At 62.8% G+C, this 20,098-nt stretch carries 16 protein-coding genes; 5 read left to right on the plus strand and 11 right to left on the minus strand.

The genetic code is table 11. The features are described from left to right. Positions 1 to 138: 138 nt before the first annotated feature. Entirely contained in the window at positions 139 to 1,242 is a 1,104-nt protein-coding gene (locus tag V1279_RS27570; protein WP_334442402.1) for a S1C family serine protease, read from the minus strand. 320 nt (positions 1,243 to 1,562) lie between these two features. Here V1279_RS27570 and ftsH point away from each other — a divergent pair, with 320 nt between their 5' ends. Beyond that, complete coding sequence (gene ftsH, locus V1279_RS27575; RefSeq protein WP_334442404.1) at positions 1,563 to 3,404, plus strand: ATP-dependent zinc metalloprotease FtsH; 1,842 nt, start codon at positions 1,563 to 1,565, stop codon at positions 3,402 to 3,404. Here ftsH and V1279_RS27580 read toward each other — a convergent pair. Next, complete coding sequence (locus tag V1279_RS27580; RefSeq protein ID WP_334442406.1) at positions 3,401 to 4,282, minus strand: dihydrodipicolinate synthase family protein; 882 nt, start codon at positions 4,280 to 4,282, stop codon at positions 3,401 to 3,403. The genes ftsH and V1279_RS27580 overlap by 4 nt on opposite strands. Before the next feature lie 96 nt (positions 4,283 to 4,378). Further along, positions 4,379 to 7,048 (minus strand): M1 family metallopeptidase, encoded by a 2,670-nt coding sequence (locus V1279_RS27585; protein ID WP_334442409.1) that lies wholly within the window; start codon positions 7,046 to 7,048, stop codon positions 4,379 to 4,381. Positions 7,049 to 7,270: 222 nt separating this feature from the next. Between V1279_RS27585 and V1279_RS27590 the strand changes: the two genes are divergently transcribed. Next, positions 7,271 to 9,019 (plus strand): peroxidase family protein, encoded by a 1,749-nt coding sequence (locus V1279_RS27590; protein WP_334442413.1) that lies wholly within the window; start codon positions 7,271 to 7,273, stop codon positions 9,017 to 9,019. A gap of 40 nt (positions 9,020 to 9,059) precedes the next feature. Next, entirely contained in the window at positions 9,060 to 9,470 is a 411-nt protein-coding gene (locus tag V1279_RS27595) for a hypothetical protein (protein ID WP_057855314.1), read from the plus strand. 4 nt (positions 9,471 to 9,474) lie between these two features. On the opposite strand, the gene V1279_RS27600 is transcribed toward V1279_RS27595, so the two are convergent. Both V1279_RS27600 and V1279_RS27605 read right to left on the minus strand, forming a co-directional pair. Continuing rightward, the gene (locus V1279_RS27600) at positions 9,475 to 11,565 is read right to left on the minus strand and encodes a BTAD domain-containing putative transcriptional regulator (protein ID WP_334442416.1); all 2,091 of its coding nucleotides are present in this window, start codon (positions 11,563 to 11,565) and stop codon (positions 9,475 to 9,477) included. A 59-nt stretch (positions 11,566 to 11,624) separates the two neighbouring features. After that, positions 11,625 to 12,986, minus strand: coding sequence for a YcaO-like family protein (locus V1279_RS27605; protein ID WP_334442418.1), 1,362 nt, complete (start codon positions 12,984 to 12,986; stop codon positions 11,625 to 11,627). Positions 12,987 to 13,053: 67 nt separating this feature from the next. Between V1279_RS27605 and V1279_RS27610 the strand changes: the two genes are divergently transcribed. After that, on the plus strand, positions 13,054 to 13,608 hold the full coding sequence (locus V1279_RS27610; RefSeq protein WP_334442421.1) for a hypothetical protein: 555 nt from the start codon (positions 13,054 to 13,056) through the stop codon (positions 13,606 to 13,608). 14 nt (positions 13,609 to 13,622) lie between these two features. On the opposite strand, the gene V1279_RS27615 is transcribed toward V1279_RS27610, so the two are convergent. The 5 genes from V1279_RS27615 to V1279_RS27635 all read right to left on the minus strand — a co-directional run bounded on the left by V1279_RS27615 (position 13,623) and on the right by V1279_RS27635 (position 17,507). Next, complete coding sequence (locus V1279_RS27615) at positions 13,623 to 14,114, minus strand: helix-turn-helix domain-containing protein (RefSeq protein ID WP_334442424.1); 492 nt, start codon at positions 14,112 to 14,114, stop codon at positions 13,623 to 13,625. 59 nt (positions 14,115 to 14,173) lie between these two features. Further along, positions 14,174 to 14,500: a hypothetical protein gene (locus V1279_RS27620; RefSeq protein ID WP_334442427.1), complete on the minus strand. Its 327-nt coding sequence runs from the start codon at positions 14,498 to 14,500 to the stop codon at positions 14,174 to 14,176. A gap of 270 nt (positions 14,501 to 14,770) precedes the next feature. Next, complete coding sequence (gene pgm, locus V1279_RS27625) at positions 14,771 to 16,411, minus strand: phosphoglucomutase (alpha-D-glucose-1,6-bisphosphate-dependent) (protein ID WP_334442430.1); 1,641 nt, start codon at positions 16,409 to 16,411, stop codon at positions 14,771 to 14,773. 100 nt (positions 16,412 to 16,511) lie between these two features. Further along, positions 16,512 to 16,766: a DUF3551 domain-containing protein gene (locus tag V1279_RS27630; RefSeq protein ID WP_334442432.1), complete on the minus strand. Its 255-nt coding sequence runs from the start codon at positions 16,764 to 16,766 to the stop codon at positions 16,512 to 16,514. A 225-nt stretch (positions 16,767 to 16,991) separates the two neighbouring features. After that, positions 16,992 to 17,507, minus strand: coding sequence for an acyl-CoA thioesterase (locus tag V1279_RS27635; protein WP_334442434.1), 516 nt, complete (start codon positions 17,505 to 17,507; stop codon positions 16,992 to 16,994). Positions 17,508 to 17,875: 368 nt separating this feature from the next. On the opposite strand from V1279_RS27635, the gene V1279_RS27640 reads away from it, so the two are divergent. Further along, on the plus strand, positions 17,876 to 18,385 hold the full coding sequence (locus V1279_RS27640) for a MarR family winged helix-turn-helix transcriptional regulator (protein ID WP_334442436.1): 510 nt from the start codon (positions 17,876 to 17,878) through the stop codon (positions 18,383 to 18,385). A 2-nt stretch (positions 18,386 to 18,387) separates the two neighbouring features. Here V1279_RS27640 and V1279_RS27645 read toward each other — a convergent pair whose 3' ends face one another. Beyond that, positions 18,388 to 20,031: an ATP-dependent acyl-CoA ligase gene (locus V1279_RS27645; RefSeq protein WP_334442438.1), complete on the minus strand. Its 1,644-nt coding sequence runs from the start codon at positions 20,029 to 20,031 to the stop codon at positions 18,388 to 18,390. Positions 20,032 to 20,098 lie beyond the last annotated feature (67 nt).

Consider the following 20,098-nt stretch of genomic DNA (forward strand, 5'->3'; position numbering starts at 1 on the left):
GAGCTTTCTTGTCGGATTGGGCGGGGTTTTAGCGGTTTTTCGGCGTGAGACAACTCATTCAATTCGCTGCAACAAACACGCCAACGCGCCGGGCGCGGGCGACCGCGAACGGGTGTGATCTGCCGCCAAATGGGATTGTTAGCCGCGGCCGATATCCACGATATCGACATTGACGTCGCGCGTCTCCGAACCGCGTTTCAGGGTGATGCGGACGCTCTTGCCAGCTCCGACCTGCTCTATGTGGTCGGTCAGATCGGAAAGGCGGTGAACCGGCTTGCCGTCGGCTTGAACGATGACGTCGCCGAGCGCGCCTGAGGCAAAATCGACGCCACGGATGCCGGCACGCTCAGCCGGACTTCGGGGCGCGGTGCGCACGACGACCACCCCTTCGACGCCCATGCGAGTGGAAACGGCTTCGCTGGCCGCAACAATGCCAATACCGGGCGTCGGCACGCGGCCGTTCTTGATCAACTCAGGCACGATGCGATTGACGATATCGGCCGGGACCGCGAATCCAATACCGGCGCTGGAGCCCGAGGGCGAGATGATGGCCGTGTTGACGCCGATCAACCGTCCCGCCGAATCCAAAAGCGGCCCGCCCGAGTTACCGGGATTGATCGCCGTATCGGTCTGGATCACGTTGGTGATCTCGCGGCCACTGCTGGTCGGCAACCGGCGCTTGAGCGCGCTGATGATGCCGCTGGTCAGCGACTGGTCGAGGCCGAACGGGTTGCCGATCGCAAACGCAATTTGACCGACCTTGAGATCGCTCGAACTGCCAAGCGCCACCGGCGGTGGCAATTGGCGGGGATTCCTGATCCGCAGCACTGCGAGGTCGTAGTTCGGCGCCACGCCGACGATTGAAGCTTGGGCCACCTCGCCTGAGGCGAAGCGAACGGCAACCTCGCGGCCATTTTGGACAACGTGATTGTTGGTGACGACATGGCCGTTATTGTCCCAGACAAAACCGGTCCCCGAGGCTGCCGCGCCGGCTTCCGAGCCTTCGTCGTCGGCGAACGGATTGGTGACAGCGGATCGCGCCGCGACCTGCACCACCGACGGCGAGACGCGCTCGAAAAGCTCTATGTTGGCGCGCTCGGCCTCGGACAGCGGTCCCCGCTGGTCGACGGTCCGGGCGGTCGAGTTGGTCCACGGACCGTAGCGAATATTGATGTTGGAGACGGTCAGCGCCACCAACACGCCTGCGATAATGGCTGCGAAAAGCACGAAGCGACGGTTCATCTATCACTCACCTGGCAATGCCGCTCCCGTGCGAATGGCAAATAGCAAGCAACGGGCCGTTCAGCCGTTTAAAGTGCCAGCACACCAAACGCCCACACCGGCCGAAAGTTTCCGGTTTTCAGAGACTTGCTGGCGCGCTGAAATCGGCTTTTCAGCAATGATTTAGGTAGCGCGATTTGTCCCGCAAGCCGCGTCCATTGAAACCAAACCTCCCCGTTCCCATTGTCATGGAGGCGCAATCCTGCTCGCCGCAGGTCCCTTTGGATCAGGCGAATGCCCCGACCCGGCTTCCCGTGAGGATCTGCGACCGGAGTTCGATCATGAACAACAAGATGCGTTTCAACCTCGGATATGCGATCGCCGCGATCTTTGCCGTCTTCGTGATTCAGTACTTCATTTCCACGGCCAGCCAGATCGCCATCGTTCCGTACAGCGAGTATCAGCAATTATTGAAGCAGGGGAAAGTCGCGACCGTCGGCATCTCTGACCGCACCGTGCAGGGCACCTTGAAGGAGCCATTGTCTGGCGGACAAACGCGGTTCGTCACCACGCGCGTCGACCAGGAGACCGCGCAAGAGCTCGAGAAATACGGCGTAAAATTCACCGGCCAGATCGAGAGCACTTTTTTGCGCGACCTCCTGTCATGGGTCATGCCGGTGCTGCTGTTCGTCGGCCTGTGGTGGTACATCGGCAAACGCGCCGCGGAAGGTGGCGGCCTTGGCGGCGGCCTGATGGCGATCGGCAAGAGCAAGGCCAAGATCTATGTCGAGGCCGATACCGGCGTGAACTTTTCCGACGTCGCCGGCGTCGACGAAGCCAAGGACGAACTGCGCGAGGTCGTCGACTTCCTGAAAAATCCGACCGACTACGGGCGGCTTGGAGGACGCATGCCCAAGGGCGTGTTGCTGGTCGGTCCGCCCGGCACCGGCAAGACCCTGCTCGCCAAGGCCGTGGCCGGCGAAGCCAAGGTACCATTCTTCTCGATCTCAGGTTCGGAGTTTGTCGAAATGTTCGTTGGTGTCGGCGCGGCGCGGGTGCGCGACCTGTTTCAACAGGCGCACCAGAAGGCGCCGGCGATCATCTTCATCGACGAACTCGACGCACTGGGCCGTGCCCGCGGCATTGGACCCTTTGCCGGCGGGCATGACGAGAAGGAGCAGACGCTCAATCAGTTGCTGGTCGAACTCGACGGCTTCGACTCGCGCTCGGGCCTGGTCATTCTGGCCGCCACCAACCGGCCGGAAATCCTCGATCCGGCGCTGCTGCGTGCGGGCCGCTTCGACCGGCAGGTGCTGGTCGACCGCCCCGACAAGAAGGGACGCATCGAGATCCTCAAGGTGCATGTGAAAAAGGTTCAGCTTGAGTCCAGCGTCGACCCCGAGGCGGTTGCGGCGCTCACGCCGGGCTTCACGGGAGCCGACCTCGCCAATCTAGTCAATGAAGCCGCGCTGCTCGCGACACGCCGTGGCGCCAGTGCGGTTGGAATGACCGACTTCAACAACGCGGTCGAGCGTATGGTCGCGGGGTTGGAGAAGCGAAACCGGCTTCTTAATCCGAAGGAGCGCGAGATCGTCGCTTATCACGAAATGGGCCACGCACTGATCGCGCTCTCGCTGCCTGGCGTCGATCCCGTGCACAAGGTGTCGATCATTCCCAGGGGCGTCGGTGCACTCGGCTACACCATTCAGCGCCCGATCGAAGATCGCTTCCTGATGACCAAGGAAGAGCTGGAGAACAAGATGGCGGTGCTGCTCGGCGGGCGCGCGGCTGAATTGATCGTGTTCAACCATCTGTCTACCGGCGCCGCCGACGACCTTCGCCGCGTCACCGACATCGCCCGCAGCATGGTGACGCGCTATGGCATGTCCGAAAAGCTCGGCAGCATCGCCTACGAGCGCGACCCCGGCAATTTCCTGGCGGGCGCCGATCGGCCATTCCCTACGCGCGAGCGCGAATATGCCGAAGAGACCGCCGCTTCTGTCGATCACGAGGTCCGCGCGATCGTCGATCGTGTGTTCGAACGCGCGCAGAGCATCCTGAAGGCCCGCCGCACGATATTGGACCGGGCGGCGCACAAGCTGCTGCAGAAGGAAACCCTGGAGCAAAGCGATCTCGAAGCGCTGATACGCGAAACGCCGAAAGAAGCGCTGCGAGCGATCTAGGCCTGACCGAGGTCGCGCAGCGCCGCCTCGATCACCTTGCGCTGATCTGCCGTCAGCGCCGCCTGCGGCGGAATGGGATCGCCGACCGCGTAACCCTGAATGTCGAGGCCGGCCTTGATGCAGGCGGCCAGGTTGAACCGCGCGAAGGCTTCGTTGATGCGCCACAGCCTGCGTTGCAGCGCCATCGCCTCATCCCAGCGCGCGGCCTTGCAGAGATTGTAGAGTTCGACGCTCTGCCGCGGGATGATGCAGGCCGGACCGGCCATCCATCCCAACCCGCCGATCAGCATCACCGCTGCCGGGATGTGGGCGGAAGCCGAGAACACTTTGATGCTGTCGCCGCAGCGGTTCATGATCGACAGCAGCCGGCCGGTATTGGTCGAGGCATCCTTGATGTAGCCGATGCGCGGATGGGTCGCGAGCCGCGCGATGACGTCGAGCGTCAGATCGGACCGCTGGAATTGCGGGTTGGTGTAGATCACGACGGGAATATCGACGGCGTCGGCAATGGCGCGGAAATAGGATTCGACCTGCGCGTCGGCGACCGGGAAATACGCCTCCATGATCGCCAGGATGCCGTCGGCGCCGAGTTTTTGATGCGCCTTTGCCTGCGCCACTGCGTCCGCCGTCGACGTCGAGGCGACACCGGCGATGACCGGCACGCGGCCGTCAGCGGCTTCGATGGTCGCTTGTACAACGGTCGCGCGCTGCGCCTGGTTGAGATAGGCGAACTCGCCGGTCGAACCGAGCGGCGTTAGCCCATGCACGCCTGATTTGATGAGGTCGTCGCAGAGCCGGCCCAGCACCTCCGTGCGGATCTGGCCTGACGCATCGATGGGCGAGACCAGATAGGGAAAGACGCCGTGGAAATCAGCCATGGTAGGAAATGTTCTCCGCGCGGGAAAGTTTGTCCGTCATGGCTATCCGGAATGCCCGAGCAAGGCAACGCTCCTTGAAAACGCCGCGCGTTGCAATCATTTGCGCTCCCTGATCCAGGCCTCGACCGCCGGCAGCGCGCGGGTTTTGAGGTCGGCGGAGATTGCAATCACTTCCTGCGCCCGGCCCGCCATCACGCGGCCGCCTGAAGTCGCCTGAGCCGGCGCGAAAGCTGCGAGTTCGGCGGCGTGGCCGTCGTCGCTGAAATTGGTCATGAAGTTGGCGATAAACTGGTCGCGGAATTGCGGCCCCTGCTTTGCGAACAGCACATCGTAGTTCTTCTGCAGAAAATCCCACGCCAGATCAGGCTGCTCCCCGGAGGAAGCGACCGAACCGATCAGGCCGGTAACGATCGTGCCCGACACTTCGTCGGTCAGTGTCAGCGCCAGCGTGGCATGCGCCAGCGCCGGGTCGCGCGCGCTGGCCGCCGCATAATAATAGCGCAGCCGCTCATTGGTCACGGTGCTCTTGCGTGCAAGCGTCAGCAGCGTGTCATACATCGCGCGATCCGCCGCGATGCCGACGACATGGGTGACAGAATCGCGCAGCGCCCCCGGCAGCGATTGCGGATCGCTGAGGAATCCGGCGAACCGCCGTTTCGCCTCCGCAATGATCTCTTCGTCGCCGAGTTCGCCGAGTGTCGAGGTCAGGCTGCCGCGCAGCAGGGTGTTGTCGTCGTCGCCCGAGCCGCTGCCATCCCAGCCGAGCCGGTCGAACACGGTGCGCAATTTGGCGCTGATATAGCGCTGCAGCGCCGGGTGCTCGGGCCGATCGCGCGACAGACGGTTGAGAGCGGAGAATACCGTGATGATCTGATCCCATACCGGGCGGCGGTCATCGATGCCGACATTCTCGACCAAGGCGAGATAGGATGAAGGCTCGGCGCGGCCGGCCTGCACCATCGCCCAGCGGTCGGCGAGGAAATTGACGCGGTCTGCCGGCGACATCCGCGGCAGCGCCTTCGCCAGCGCGGCCGTGCTCGCCGGCCCGTACTCGACCCGGTAGTAACCGATGTCGCCGAGATTGACCTTGATCGCCTCGCCGCAGGATCCGGCCGGGATTTCGGTCGAGCCCTGCAGCAGCACGACATTGGACGATTGCGCCAAGCCCACCGGCCCGACCGCGACCGGTATCTGCCAGTTGCGCGGCGGCAAGGCAGCCGTCCGCGCCGGCGCGATCACGAAACGGCCCTGCCGCAGCGTCAGCCGCTGCGCATCGCCGTTGCAGGTGGTTTCGGCTGATATCAGCGGCACACCGTCCTGTTCGGTAAAGGTCGCAGCGATTTCGGTCACGGGCTTGTGGCCCGCGCGCTCCAGCGCCCGCCAGAGATCGGCCGTGGTGGTGTTGCCATAGGCATGCGCAGCCATGTAGGCGCGTATGCCGTCGCGGAACGCCGCTTCACCGAGATAATTCTCCAGCATGCGGATCAGCGCCTGTCCCTTGTTGTAGGTAATGGCGTCGAACGCGGCCATGGCCTCGCTCTCGTTGGCGATCGGCTGCTGGATCGGGTGCGAGGTGCGCCGGGCGTCGAGCGCCATGGCGAACTGCTTCTGGCCGTAACCGTTCAGCCAGCTATGCCATTGCGGATAAAATTGCTCCGCAGCCTTCGTCGCCATCCAGGTCGCAAAGCCCTCATTAAGCCAGAGATTGTCCCACCAGGCCATGGTGACGAGATCTCCGAACCACTGATGCGCCATCTCATGCGCGATGATGGAAAAGATGCCGCGTCGCGCGCTGTCCGGATTTGTTACGGGGTCGAACAGCAGCCGGCTCTCGAAGAAGGTGATGCCGCCCCAGTTTTCCATTGCGCCGCCGAAGCCGCCGGGCACCGCGATCAGGTCGAGCTTGGGCAACGGGTATTTCACACCGAAATAGTCGTTGAACCAGGCAAGCAGTTTTGCCGCGCTATCGAGCGCGAATTGCCCTTTCGCAGCCTTGCCGGTGGTGGCGACGACACCGATCGTCACGCCTTCCGCCTGCGCCGTGATGCGCTCCAGTTCGCCTACCGTCAGCACGAACAGGTAGGTCGACATCTTCGGCGTCGGCGCGAAGGCGACGTTCTTCAGGTTCGGCTCGACCGGCTCTTCGCGCACGACCGGCATGTTGCCGACCGCGAGAAAATGCTGCGGCACCCTCACGGTCAGGGCGAAACTCGCCTTGAAGGCCGGCTCGTCCCAGCACGGAAATATCCGCCGCGCGTCCGCCGGCTCGAGTTTGCTCGTCAACAGCCGCTTCACGCCGCTGTCGGTCGGATAATCGACGAAGAAGAAACCGCGGTCGAACTTGTTGATCCGCGCGGTGAACTCGATGCGCAGCCGATGCGCGCCCGCCGCGAGCGGCTGTGCGAAAGTGAAGGTCGTCGTCTCGGCAGCAGCATCGAGCGCGACGTCGGCGCGCTCTGCGCCGTCGTCGGCGGTAACGGAAGCAAACGTCGTGTTGACGGCGTTGAGCGTCAGCCGCGCCGTCGGCTCGCGCACCTCGATGTCGATCACTTCGATGCCGGGAAGCGCGAGGCTCTCGGCGTCAGGTCTCAGCTCGATTGAATAGCTGATCGGAACGACTGTCTTCGGCAGCTTGCCCGGCGTCGCGTCGAAAGAGAAAACCGGCTCGGCGCGCACGGCGCCTGAAACAACAAACATCAGCGCGAGCATTGCGCTGGCATATCGCGCCAAGGATGCCGTCGAGGGTGCCGTCTCTTTAAGCTTCACGCCAAGCTCCTATCTCAGCCGGCACAACGAGGTGCCGGACCATATAGCTGCATCGCTTTGCGGGAAACAGCCGGGAGACGCGGCGTTTCGCAACATCCAGTTGCCGCACAATGGCCCAAAGATGTCCACAGATGTTCACAGGTTCTAACGAATTAACTCACGATAATTTCACGACTTTCTTCGCAATCTCCGCGCCCCCGGCCAAGTGCGAGAGTAGTTTTGATGGCTCTGCAGAACGTCGCTGACGCATCCTCTTTCCGAACTTCCGAGTTCGATACGCGCGAATCTGCTCAGGTGGCGACAACTCCCGGCTTTCGTCACTTCCTGGGCACGCCGGCTCCATCGCAACGCTTCCGCGCCTTCGGTGTCGACCCGCTCGGCTCGCCGTCACGCCATGCAGAGCTCCGCGGACTGATGCATCGCCTGTCGCGGCGAATGGATGCTGCAATCAAATGGCCGCCACACCAGGTTCGATCGGCAGAATACTGGGAAAATCCCTTCATCCCCTCGGGCTATACCTATCTGCTGCAGTTCATTGCGCACGACCTCGTGCATTCGGCGATTCCGCTTTCGGTCGCGGGCGGGCTCGGCGGAGGAACCGCGAACGCACGCCGCACGCCGCTTCGGCTGGAGACGCTGTACGGCAGCGGTCCTGTCGGATCGCCGCACATCTACGCGCTCGATGCGCCGAATGACGACCGCCGCACCAAGCTGCGGCTCGGGCGAATGCGCTGGAAAGAGAACGAGCCGGCGACCGGGTGCCCGTTCCGCGACATCGCGCGAACCCGGGCCGAGAACGTGACGGGGATCGACCGCAGCATTGCAGGTGTCCGCGTTGCCCTCACCGAGGCGCTGGTCGCCGATCCGCGCAATGACGATCACGCCGTCATGTCGCAGCTCACCGCGCTGTTTGCGCTGCTGCACAACGGGCTCATCGATATCATTCGCCGCCATGAAGGCAACACGGGGCCAAACGGTCAGTTCGGTGCCGCCTACAAGCACTTCTTGTGCGCCCGCGAGTCGCTGATCGCGATCTATCACAATATCCTGCGCAAGGACCTGATGCGGCGGGTGATCCATCCGGCGATCTACGCCGTCTATGACGGACCGAGCCCCGATTTCATCGATCGCCCCCATTCCGCGGAAGGCTTTCCGGCCGGCGACTGGGAAATTCCGTTCGAGTTCTCGCACGGCGCATTCCGCTTCGGTCACGCCATGGTACGACCCGAATACCAGATCAATGACCTGTCTCTCCACGACCTCAATAACACGCTCGAAAAGAGCTCGGTAAACGACCCGGCAAATATGCCGCTCGACGAGACGTGGATGGTGCAATGGTCGCGTTTTTTCGAGATCAACGGGTCGACGCCGAATTTCAGCCGCCGCATTGGACCACATCTCAGTGACGGGCTGGGCAATGACCAGATCTTTCCGGCGTTCGACGAAACGGAACGGGTCGGCCTGCTCTATCGCGACCTGCTCGGCGCCGGCCTCGCCGGCATGTGGTCGGTTGACGCGCTGATTGCGGAGATCGGCAATCGCAGACCGCAGTTCATTGCCATGTCGCGCCTGCTTGCCGACCGCGCCTATCGTGCCGATCAACTTCGCGAATGGCTGGCAGCCGCGCCTGCGTATGGCGCGTTGACGGCCGAGGACATCGAAACCCTTTCGAACGAGCCGCCGCTGCCCTTCTTCATCCTGTTCGAAGCGATGCGGCAACCGCAGGCGGGGGGCCTGCACCTCGGCCCGCTCGGCTCAATCATCGTCTCGGAAGTCATCTTTGGCGCGCTCGCCGGCGACCCGCGTTGCGCGGACGGCGGCTCGCTTGCCGGGCAACTGGCGGCAATTTCCCGCGAGTTTTATCCGGCAAACGTACTTCAGGATATTCCCGATATCTCAAGCATGGCGCAGCTCGTGGAATTCACCACCGAAATTGCCGAGCTGCGGCAAGCAGTGCCTGCATTTTTGTGAGGCGGAATCCTCCGTTTCACGCAACCCGGAGAGTGAAGCTATGGCAATCGAAAGAATGCAAGTAACCAACCACGAGCGCTGGGGCAACCTGGTGAAGACTTGGTCCACCGGCAAGAACTATCTCGACGACGACAACGAATACCCAATCCCGACCACCGTCGACGAATTCAAGGAGCAACTCGCCAAGGCGCAGGTGTTCATGACGGTTCCGGAGCGCTTCAAGAAGGTAAAGTTCGTCGAACAGGAGATGGACACGATCGTGGTGCGCCTGCCGCCCGCCGTGATGATTGCGGATTCCGAAGAAAGCCTCAAAAAGCCGGGCGCGACCTATCCGCTTCCGCCGTTCTACAAGCGCCTGTTCAACGGCCTGGATCCGGTAATTCCGGAGAGCGACAAGTTCCGCGTCCATGCCGAACGTGTCGGCGACTACACCATCAGCTACTGTGCCTGATGATCTAGCTCCGCGTTAGGTGAGTGATGCCATCGACAGGAAGCCCTCCGCCACGCAAGCTCTGGCGCAGGGCTTCCCACCGCTCCCTCACGCTGATTGGATGCGCTTGCATGACCCAGCGCGCCGCCGCCTCGTCCGTCGGCGTGGACGATCCGACCCAGAATGAACGCAGACCGTTCACGAAGCGCTGGATTTCCTGCTGCGCCTGCATGCGCTCCCCAAGCTGAAACAGCGCAGCCGCGCGCCATGCCGGCAGGACCTTGTTGATGCCCTGCGCGCGATCGCACGCCTCGATGGTGCCTTCATAGTCTCCGCAAAAGAACCGCACAGTGCCGTGATACGCCCATTCGAGATAAGACGGCGCAGGTGAGAGCGCGAGCGACCGCTCGGCGCGAGCGCGGGCATCCTCGATCGATCCGCAGATCGCCGAGTAGTGAGCGCTGGACAGCAGCGTCCATGGGTCATTGTCGTTGAGCTCACATGCCAGCTCCATGTGCGGCGCTGCTTCCGCCTCACGGAGCGCCATCACGTAGGACCAGCCGCAGCACAGATGCGCCCTGGAATCGACAGGGTCGAGTTGAACAGCGGTCTTCGCCAGTTCGAGGGTGGCCTTGGCCTTGTCGAGATCGCGAAAGATCCCGGGATGCACCAGGTGCTCGATGTTGTTCATCTGCACGAGGCTGCTGTAGCAGGGCGAGAAACCTGGATTGTCGCGGATCGCATCGCGGAAGATGGTGACTGCCCGCCGCCAGCTTTCGGGATCGAATTTCGACATGAGATTCTGCCCACGCAGCCAGCGGTCGTGCAGCTCGAGCGACACGTCGGGCTCGCCCGCCAGCCGCATCAGCCGCTCGGTCGACAATTGAACGTTGAGCGAGGTCGCGATCCGGCGGATGATGCGCTGCTGCGTTTCGAACCAGTTGCCGAGGCCGAGCCGGAAGCTTTCGCTCCAGACGTAAATCCCGGTGGTATCGTCCCGCAGCACCATCACGATGTTGATTTCGGCGCCCGCCTGGTAGGCGGTGGTTTCGATGCAGTATTGCGACGCCGTGCCCGAGGCGGGAAGTACGACAGCCGCGGGAGGACGATCGACCACGCTCCATTCACGGAAGCGGACGAGACAGGCGGCGAGATGTTGCGAGAACCCCTGCACCAGATGGCTGTGATCCTCGTCGACGCCATGCATCGCAAAGGGCCGCAGCACCAGGCGCGTCCTGGCAGATGCATTGACCGCTGGCGACATCGGGGCCACCGGCTGGAGAGCCGTCCCCCTGACCATCCTGATGGCGAACTCGTCATTCGCTGCCGAGGCGGCCAGGTCGGCCGGCGTGCGCTCCAGAATGCCGAGCTTGATATTGGCGACGAGCTCCTCAGTGGCCGACGACGGCTCCATCGCGTAGTCGCGGTCCAGGAGATCCCACAGCGCCTTGTAAATGCGCAGCGCACCGGCGACGTCGCCCTCTTCCGCATGCGCCCGCATCAGATAGCGGCAGGCATATTCATGGGTCGGATCGAGATTGACGATCGCGGCCGCGATCCTCTTTTTGGCGTCGGCGGGGACGCGCGCGGAGGTCAAGCCTTCGTCGAGATTTCGCATCAGTCGTTCATGGATGGTCTGCCGCTTGGCCAGCACCCAGACCCGGAACGACGGGTCGAGATCGTCCATTCCTTCGAGCAGCCGCCCATCAAGCTGTGGAGTATCGAGCAGCAGCGGGTGAACGCGTCCGCCTTCGGCGAGTTGGATCACGCTTTCGATGTCGACTTCGATTCGTCCGACGTCGATGCCGATCATCAGCCGCTCCGCGACGAAGCCGTCATATCCGGCCTCCTCCAGCATCGACCGCAGTTCGCGAACGACCTGGCGCAGCGAGGCACGTGCCTTTTCCTCGTCCGAACGACTCCAGAGCAGGCCAACGAGCCGCTCGCGGCTCTCCTGCTTCGCCTCCAACAGCGCAAGGTAACTTAGGACCGCGCCGGCCTTGCGGGTTCGCAGTGCGATCGCCCGGCCGTTGAACCGCACGCCGAGCCGTCCGACCAGCGACACCGAAAGACGCGGAGCGCTTTCAGGCGCCGCCGTGGCCTTGTCTGCTGTCATGGCGTTTGTGCTGGCCGGCATGCAAGGTTTTCGGAACCGGTTGGTTAATTCCAGCCAGTCTATATCAAAGAGACACCCCCGGTATAGGTTGCGCCGCCTCCGGTTCGCGCAATCGCATCCTGCAGCCTGGCCGTGACGATTTCGGATGGCTCGAGTTGCAGCCCTGGGGCAATCACGCGGACCACCGGAACGGCGAAGCGCTGGCGCGTGAGATCAAGGCAAAACGTCTCGATTCCCAGCTTCTCCAAACGCTGTACGATCAATCCAAATATGATGCTCGCTTCAGTTGCGGGAAGAGGCAGATGGACCGCGTACTCCGCGACCGGCTGCAACAGTCTGCACTGATCGGCATCGATCGCCGCGCGCTGCAGGTGGATGCGATCCTGCGCGTTGAGCGCCTCATCGCCGCGCTCGCTGCGTTTGGTTGCGACGACGGCGTCGGCCAGTTCGAGCTGACACATTTCGAGCGTAGCCGAGCGGACCGCGGCCTCGAGCGCCGGCCGCGCGGCGAGGCCGAAGGCAAAACCGGAACCGTCCGCCCGGCAGGAGACGGCCGCGACGCAGGGCACGCCGATATCCGTCGTGATATCGAGCAGCCATGTCCGGCGCTGCACCGATGCGCCATGCCGGAGCTGCCGCAGCAAACCTTCCACCACGATGCCGGCTTCATGCTGCGGCGGAATCGATCGGGCCAGCTGACCGCCCCGCCACCACAGGCTGGCCGCATCGCGCTCGATCAATTCCAGCAGGCCATGCAGTGCCGCAGCGTCCCGTGACGGACCGGCGGCCGATCCGATGCTCAAGGGGAATGGCGGCGCAAAGTCGCGCTGCGCCGGCGGACGCCGCAGGCAGATGTCGGCCGGAAGCCACACTTCGCCGCCGTCGGTCAGCCTCGTTGCGCGGTACCAGGAAAGCGCTCGCTCTGGTTGCATGCGGCGTTCCGAAACGGCAGCCACTAGCGCCAGCGCCTTCGGACCGAGTTTTCCGGCCCAGTCGTCGACGCCGGGCTTGAGCAGCAGGTCGGTCCCGGCCTGCAATTGAGACAGGTACTCAATTCCCTCGCCGATGCAGCCCTGAAATGCATCCCGCAACGTCAGACCGACGCCGGAAACGCCGACCATCGGGCTTCCGTCATGCAAGGGATCGGCAAGCGCCGGATCGAATTGCGCGCCAAAGCTGAACAGGCCGGGCGCATCGGGTGAGGACAGTTCGAACACCCGCGCAAATCGGGAAGCAGCGATCAGCAAATGGGCGCGATTCGCGGTCTCCGGATCAATCCGTTTGCTGGATTTCGAGGCATATTCCAGCGCCTGAAGGATATGTCTGGCATCGTGGTCGCCGGCGGCGTCCACTTCGTTGCCAATAAGCAACGATGCCGCGCGCGCAAACAATTCCTGCATCGAATTTTCGGTACCGCTCACGGTGACCTCACGACTTGACCTGCAGACTCCGACGAGAGGCCAGCCCGCCCTCGCCCTGGAGGAAATTATGCTCGCGAAAGCCTTAGTCATAGCCATGGCAGCAGATATTGCCCGTTCAGACTATGCCAAGCCGACCTTGATTCGTAGCCGCAGCCGCGAGTGGCTGATAGCCTGCCGTTGGGGACCGGAGGGCGAATATCTCTCGATCGCGACGGCTGGCCCGATCACGGAGCCTCTCGCGCTGGTTGCACCGCAGGTGATCGCGCCGATCCACAGCCTGGTCGGCGTACTGGTTTCCGAATCGGAATCGCAATCCACCAGCACGTTCCTGTTGGTGCGCCAGTTGCCTGGTGCGATCGAGCTTGCCGGCACGTTTTTTCCGGCCGATGGCTACGTGCTGCTACAGAACCACGGCGATATCCACCTCGTCTGCAAGGCGCGCTACTCGCACAGCTGCGGCTGGCTCGACGGCAAGGAGATCCGCAAAGACATTCCCGATCCGGCACCCTATTCGGCCGAGGCAATGTCCTGGCATATCGAAGCGACGCGCCGCGACTGGATCGGCGAATTCATTCCCGGCAGCAGGCCGCCGGAGCGGCTTGCGATTCGCGCGACCGGCTGACGCCTGCAATCAAATTACGGGGCGGCACAAGATTGCCGCTCGTCTTCCTGCGGAAGACTATCCTCGCGAGGAAACTTCCGCCGCTCACCACGATCGACAGTATTGAACAGCGCGACCGTGGCCTTCGCTCCGGGAGTTCGACTGGCGATGCTTTCAATCAGCTTCGCGATGCAAAGCCGCACACGCGGACTGGTCGTTCGCGCATAGGCCTTGAGAACGCGCAAGGCCCCCGGCTCGGCAAGCAAGCGAACCGGCGAATTCAAGCCGGGAGATCCGACCCCGGAAGATTCGAACAGCTCGCCGACCGAAACACCCAGCCCGGAAGCGATTTGCGACAACCGGCTGGCGCCCACCCGGGTGGCGCCCCGCTCGTATTTCTGCACCTGTTGAAAGGTAACGCCGATCCGTTCCGCGAGCATGGCCTGGCTCATGCCGCGGTCGACCCGCAACATACTAATCCTGGCACCCACCATCGCATCGAGCGGGCCAGATTTCCTCGTCGCCATGGGTAGGCTCCCAACTGTTCGAGCTGGAATCCTAGCACAACCTGAGGGAGCACAAGATACTAATTTGCGATCACAGGGAGCATTTTTATGCGCCGCTCGACATCGATGTGCTCAATCGTCAACCGGCCCTTCGGGTCGATCGCCGCCTTCATGGCCGGCGGGTGGCCGGCTTCGAGAAAGTGCTGCAGGACGGCACGGCTCTCGTCCGAAAGCGCAAATAGCCCGCGCATCAATTCAAAGAATCCCGGCTCTTCCGCTACATAGAGCAGTTCACGCAGTTCCGCGCCGGTATATTGCCCCAATGCAGTCAAAAGCCATTCGGTCTGGTCATTCGGATCGCTCTCAGGTACGCGATTTAGATAGTAGACAACTGATTCCGCACTCATTTCATCCCCCCGGTACCTCGTGATAGCTTACAGGCCGCCCAGCTCTCGGACGGCTTTTGGCAGCTAGCTCCCGAAGCTAACACTGCGTGGAGCTTCGTGATTTCAGCGTGATCGCAAGCGCGACGGCGCCGGAAACCCATTTCCACAGTTCCCGTCTGGGCAGGAGTGTACCCGAACTGGTGCACCTGGGCGTAGCCTGGCGCAACATTCTTCCCACTGCGCGATGAGCGGTCGGGGATTTGACGTTGCCCCAACCGCCTCATCGCGAAATCAGAAGGCCTTCGCGATGGCGCGCTGGGCGTCCTGCTGAATCATCTTCAGATGGCTCTGGTCTCGGAAACTCTCGGCGTAGATCTTGTAGACGTCTTCAGTGCCCGATGGCCGCGCGGCAAACCATCCCGCCTGCGATTCGACCTTGATGCCGCCGAAGGATTGATCGTTACCCGGCGCCCGGGTCCGAATCGCGCTGACCGGCTCACCGGCAAGCTGGCGCATATCGAGCTGCTCCGGCCCGAGTGCCTTCAGCGCGCTCTTCTGCTTCGGCGTCGCCGGCACGTCGATCCGCTCGTAGTAGGGCACGCCGAGTTCGGCGGTCAGAGTGGCAAACAACTGGCTTGGGTCGCGGCCGGTTCGGCCGAGGATTTCGGCGGCGAGCAGCCCCATCACCATGCCGTCCTTGTCGGTTGTCCAGACCGAGCCGTCGCGCTTGAGCAACGATGCGCCGGCACTTTCCTCGCCGGCGAATCCGAACGCACCGGTGCCAAGGCCTTCGACGAACCACTTGAAGCCGACCGGGGTTTCGACCAGCTTGCGGTTCAACTTACCTGCGACACGGTCGATGATCGAGCTGGAGACAATGGTCTTGCCGATCGCAGCCTCGCTGCCCCATTGCGGCCGATGCTCGAACAGATAGGCAATCGCAGCCGCAAGAAAATGGTTCGGATTCATCAGGCCGCCCGTGCGCGTCACGATGCCGTGCCGGTCGGCGTCGGTGTCGTTGGCAAAGGCGACGTCGAACCTGTCGCGCATCGCAATCAGGCTCGCCATCGCGAACGGCGAAGAACAGTCCATCCGGATTTTTCCATCCCAGTCCGCCGTCATGAAGCGAAACGTCGGGTCGACGGCGGTGTTCACAACAGTCGCGCTGATTCCGTAATGCTCGATCAGCGGCTGCCAGTAATGAACGGCGGCGCCGCCCAGCGGATCGATACCGATTTTCACGCCCGATGATTTGATCAGCGCCATGTCCACGGCATTGCCGAGATCGGCGACATAGGGTTGGATGTAGTCGTGCAGATGCGTCGAGGGCGCCTTGCGGGCGCGCTCATACGGCACCCGCGCAACGCCCTTCATGTCGGCTTCCATGTAGGCGTTGGCGGCCTTTTCGACCTTGGCGGTCACATCGGTGTCGGCCGGGCCGCCATGCGGCGGGTTATATTTGTATCCGCCATCTTCAGGCGGATTGTGCGATGGTGAGATGATGACGCCATCGGCAAGCCCGCTCGTTCGACCCTTGTTGTAGCTCAGGATCGCATGCGAGATGACGGGCGTCGGCGTGTAGCCGCTGCGCTCGTCGATCATGATGTCGACGCCGTTGGCGGCAAACACTTCCACCGCGCTCGCCAGCGCCGGCTCGGCGAGCGCATGGGTATCGATACCGACGAACAGCGGACCGGTCAGCCCGGTTTCGCGGCGGTGGTCGCAGATCGCCTGCGTCGTTGCCAGGATATGGTTTTCGTTGAAGGAGTTCTTCAGCGAGGTCCCGCGATGACCAGAGGTTCCGAAGGAAACGCGCTGGGTGGGATCAGAGGGATCCGGTTTCGACGCGAAATAGGCCGTTACCAACTGCGGCACGTTGACAAGGGAGGCGGAATCGACCGGTTTGCCGGCAGCGGGATTGGGGGCAGTCACATGACCTCACGGAATGGGTGGTTCGCCGGATTATACGTAGAAGCGATGGCGTGGGCAAAATTGGGCATGACGCCTCCGAAGCAAGCCAATGCGGCCGCCACTAGTAAACGCCGCGGTGCCGAGGCAGTTTCCTGTCGCCTTGCGCGAAATACGGATTGTTCAGGCACTGCGCCGCACGCCCCGACGCGGACGCGGCGCACTGCGCCAGCGAAGTAAAGCTGCAGTCGATATAGCCGCCGCCAAGGGCGTAGGTCTGCAGGCAGACCGGGAAGTTTGGATTATAGGTCTGGGCGCGTGCGGACGCGGCGACCAGCATCGCTCCGATCGTGAAAATCGTGCAAGCCAATGCGCGCATTGGGGGCTCCTTCGGCGGACAAGCCAATGTGGAAGCTGATTATTTCTTGTCCACAAACAGATAGGAAATGATACGGAAATCAGCCACCCCATATGAGGCATCATACGAGGCGATCTTTGACGCCGCCGACCGACACGGTCGCGCAGACCGGAAGCCCCGTCGACATCGTGTTCAGTGAGCTCTTAGCGGTGTGCGCGCTCGATGCGTTCAGCCTGGGAGCGGCAGTCACGCCGGCAGGCTGCTCGGTCCGTATCCGAGGCTTGTTGAAGCAGGGCTGGTCGGCTCGTCGCAACTCGCCTGGTAATCCTTCAAAGCGAGGCGCATGTCGTCGGGCAATGCGATCGATTTGTGATCCACCAGCGAAGTCGTCACCGTTACGAACGTGGCGCGTACGCATTCGGTGCCATCCTTGAACGCATGGACCGTCAGCTTCACCGAGGTGCGTCCGATATCGCGCACGATGACCGCGACGTCGAGCACGTCACCCATGCGGCTGGGTTTCGCGAAATCCGCCGAGACGTGCGCATAGCCAAGGCCGGTTCTCCGTGTTCCGACCAGCTGATGATAGGGCAGTCCCAGCGCATCGCCGTACCAGTCCTCGATCACGCCGTTGAACAGGTTGAGATATTCCGGCGTGTAGACGATTCCGGCCGGATCGCAGGAGCCGAAGCGCACCGGGAGGCGCGTGCGCCAGATGCCACTCGGCAGCTCGGAGAGTGTCATGGATTCAAAACAGGCCATGCAAGGCGCTCATTTTAGTTTAGGCATAAAGTATTATTCTATAACCGGGCCGCCGCGCAAAGTCGAGCATCGAAGTCTCCGTACGCCATACCCCACCTCTCATCGGCGATTCCGCGTTGAGGCACAGAGCCGCGTTTTCCAGAAATTTAGGGCGATTTCCTGCGTAAATGGGCCCCGGCCCGCTTGCCTCGCCACGATATCCTCTACTACGGTCGTGGATGCTGCAGGCAACGAACCGGGAGCAGAATCGTTCAGGCCTCTCTCGCACCAGGCGCTTGATTTGGTCCTAAAGGATCTACACGTTCGTTTCAGAACCTTTTGATGCCGATCCGCTCGGCTGCACAGGGAATGTCGGGAGACATGGATTGATGGCCGGCAAGGAGACCGAGCTGATCGACGACGAGAACATGACCGAGGAAGACGCTGATAACCGCGCCCAGGTCAGGGTATGGCTTCGCCTCCTTGCCTGCACGTCGTTAATTGGCGCCGAGCTTCGGCGTCAGTTCCGAGAAGAGTTCGATTTCACGATGCCGCGGTTTGACGTGCTGGCACAGCTCGATCGCGAGCCTGTTGGGCTGGTGCTGGGTGAGCTGCCAAAGCGCCTGATGGTCACGGCCGGAAATCTGACCCCGATTGTGGATCGCCTGGTCGAAGATGGCTTCATCACGCGGTCGCCGTCGCCGCTCGACCGTCGCGTGCAGATCGTATGCATGACGGCCGAGGGCAGGAAGGCGTTCCGGCGGATGGCGAAAAAGCACGGCCTCTGGCTGGCGTCGCTGCTTGCCGGGTTTCCGAAAGCGCGGCTCGACGGATTGGTCAAGGAGCTTGACGAGCTGAAGAACGCCGTGAAGCGCGCGACGGACGAAGCCCGCGCCTGATCCTAACGGCGCAGCTTGTAGCCTGCGGCATCGCGGTCCCAGGTGTCGGGAGTCTTCCCGGCCTCGCGCAGCACGACCTTTCGGATCTTGCCGTTCTCGGTCAACGGCATCTCGGTGACGATCCGGACAAAGCGCGGAATCGCGAAATAGGCCATCTTTCCTTCGCAATGCCTGACAACATCGATCGGCTCCAGCATATGGCCGGGGTCGTGCTGGACAGCGGCCGCAACCTCATCCTCGCCGAGTTCGGACGGCAGCGGATAGACGGCGCAGGCAGCGATCGCCGGATGCTTCAGCAGCACCTGCTCCACCTCCCAGGATGAAACATTCTCGCCGCGCCGTCGGATCGAATCCTTCATCCGGTCGACGAAGCGATAGTGGCCGTCCGCATCGCGCACGACGCGGTCGCCGGTGTGAAACCAGAGATTTCGCCACGCTTCGGCCGTCTTGTCCGGCATTCCGAAATAGCCGGTGGAGAATGCGAGCGGCTCGCGCGATCGTAGCAGCAACTCGCCGGCCTCACCGTCCGGGAGAGGCGCGTCGTCGGTATCGACGATGCAGGCCTCCACGCCCTCGACGAGATGGCCCATGGTGCCGGGGCGATCGGACGGGATCGTGCTCGCGAACACGAAATTCGTTTCGGTCGAGCCGTAGCCGTCGAGCAGCGGCACGCCGAAGCGTTCGAGAAACGGGCCGTGAAACTGGCCGGGCACGCCGCCGCCGAGCGCGACCCGCAGGAAATGCGCGGTGTCGTCGGCGGACCTCGGCTGCGCCAGCAGCATCACGGCCATCGCGCCGAGGAGATAGCCGACGGTCGCCTGATGCCGTCGCGCCGCTGCCCAGAAACCGGAGGCGGAGAATTTCGGCTCGAGTGCATAGGTGCAGCCGTTCAGGAGCGCCTGATAGAACGCGTTCAGTGCATTGGTGTGGAACAGCGGCAGCGTCGTGAACAGCACATCGCCTTCAAGGATCCCAAGCGCGCGCGCCGAGTGGATGCCCCACCAGAACATCTGCGCCTGCGGGCAGCAGACGCCTTTTGAAAGACCCGTGGTGCCCGACGTATAGAGGATCGCGACCGTGTCGTCCGGCCGCACGGGCGCGGCCGGGGCCTCCTCGTCGAGCGCAGGCAGCGGCGAGACCGATCCCGACACGGCCGGCGGCACGGCGCCTTCTCCGATCATCCAGATAAGATCCGGCAGCGCGACGTCGCTTTCCAGCGTTTCGATGGTCGGCATAAATCCAGACTCGATCGCCAGCAGTTTCGGCGTGGAGTTGCGCAGGATGTGGCTGAGCTGGATGCCGCGCAGCGCGGTGTTAATCGGCACGGTCACGGCGCCCATCCAGGCGCAGCCGAGATAGACTTCCAGAAATTCCGGCCGGTTCGAGCACATCAGGGCGATGCGGTCGCCGGCCTGAATTCCGGCGCGCATCAGGCGGGCCGCGGATGCGGCGGCGATCGCGGCCGTCTCGGCATAGCTCCATCGTGTTTCGCCAAAGACAAACAGCGTGCGGTCGCGGTATTGCGCGGCCTGCCGCGTCAGAATGGTCGAGAGAATCCGGTCCGCCGGCGGAAAACGTTCAGCCGCCTGCGACCAGATCGGCGCACCCCGCCGCTGCCTGGCCGCGCTGCTCTCATCTACCTGCACACGCACCTCCTGGGATTTCGCCGGACTGGTCTGCGATAGATCGCACTTGGCCAGCGAGATAGTTTAG

Source organism: Bradyrhizobium sp. AZCC 1610 (assembly GCF_036924515.1).
Taxonomy (GTDB): domain Bacteria; phylum Pseudomonadota; class Alphaproteobacteria; order Rhizobiales; family Xanthobacteraceae; genus Bradyrhizobium.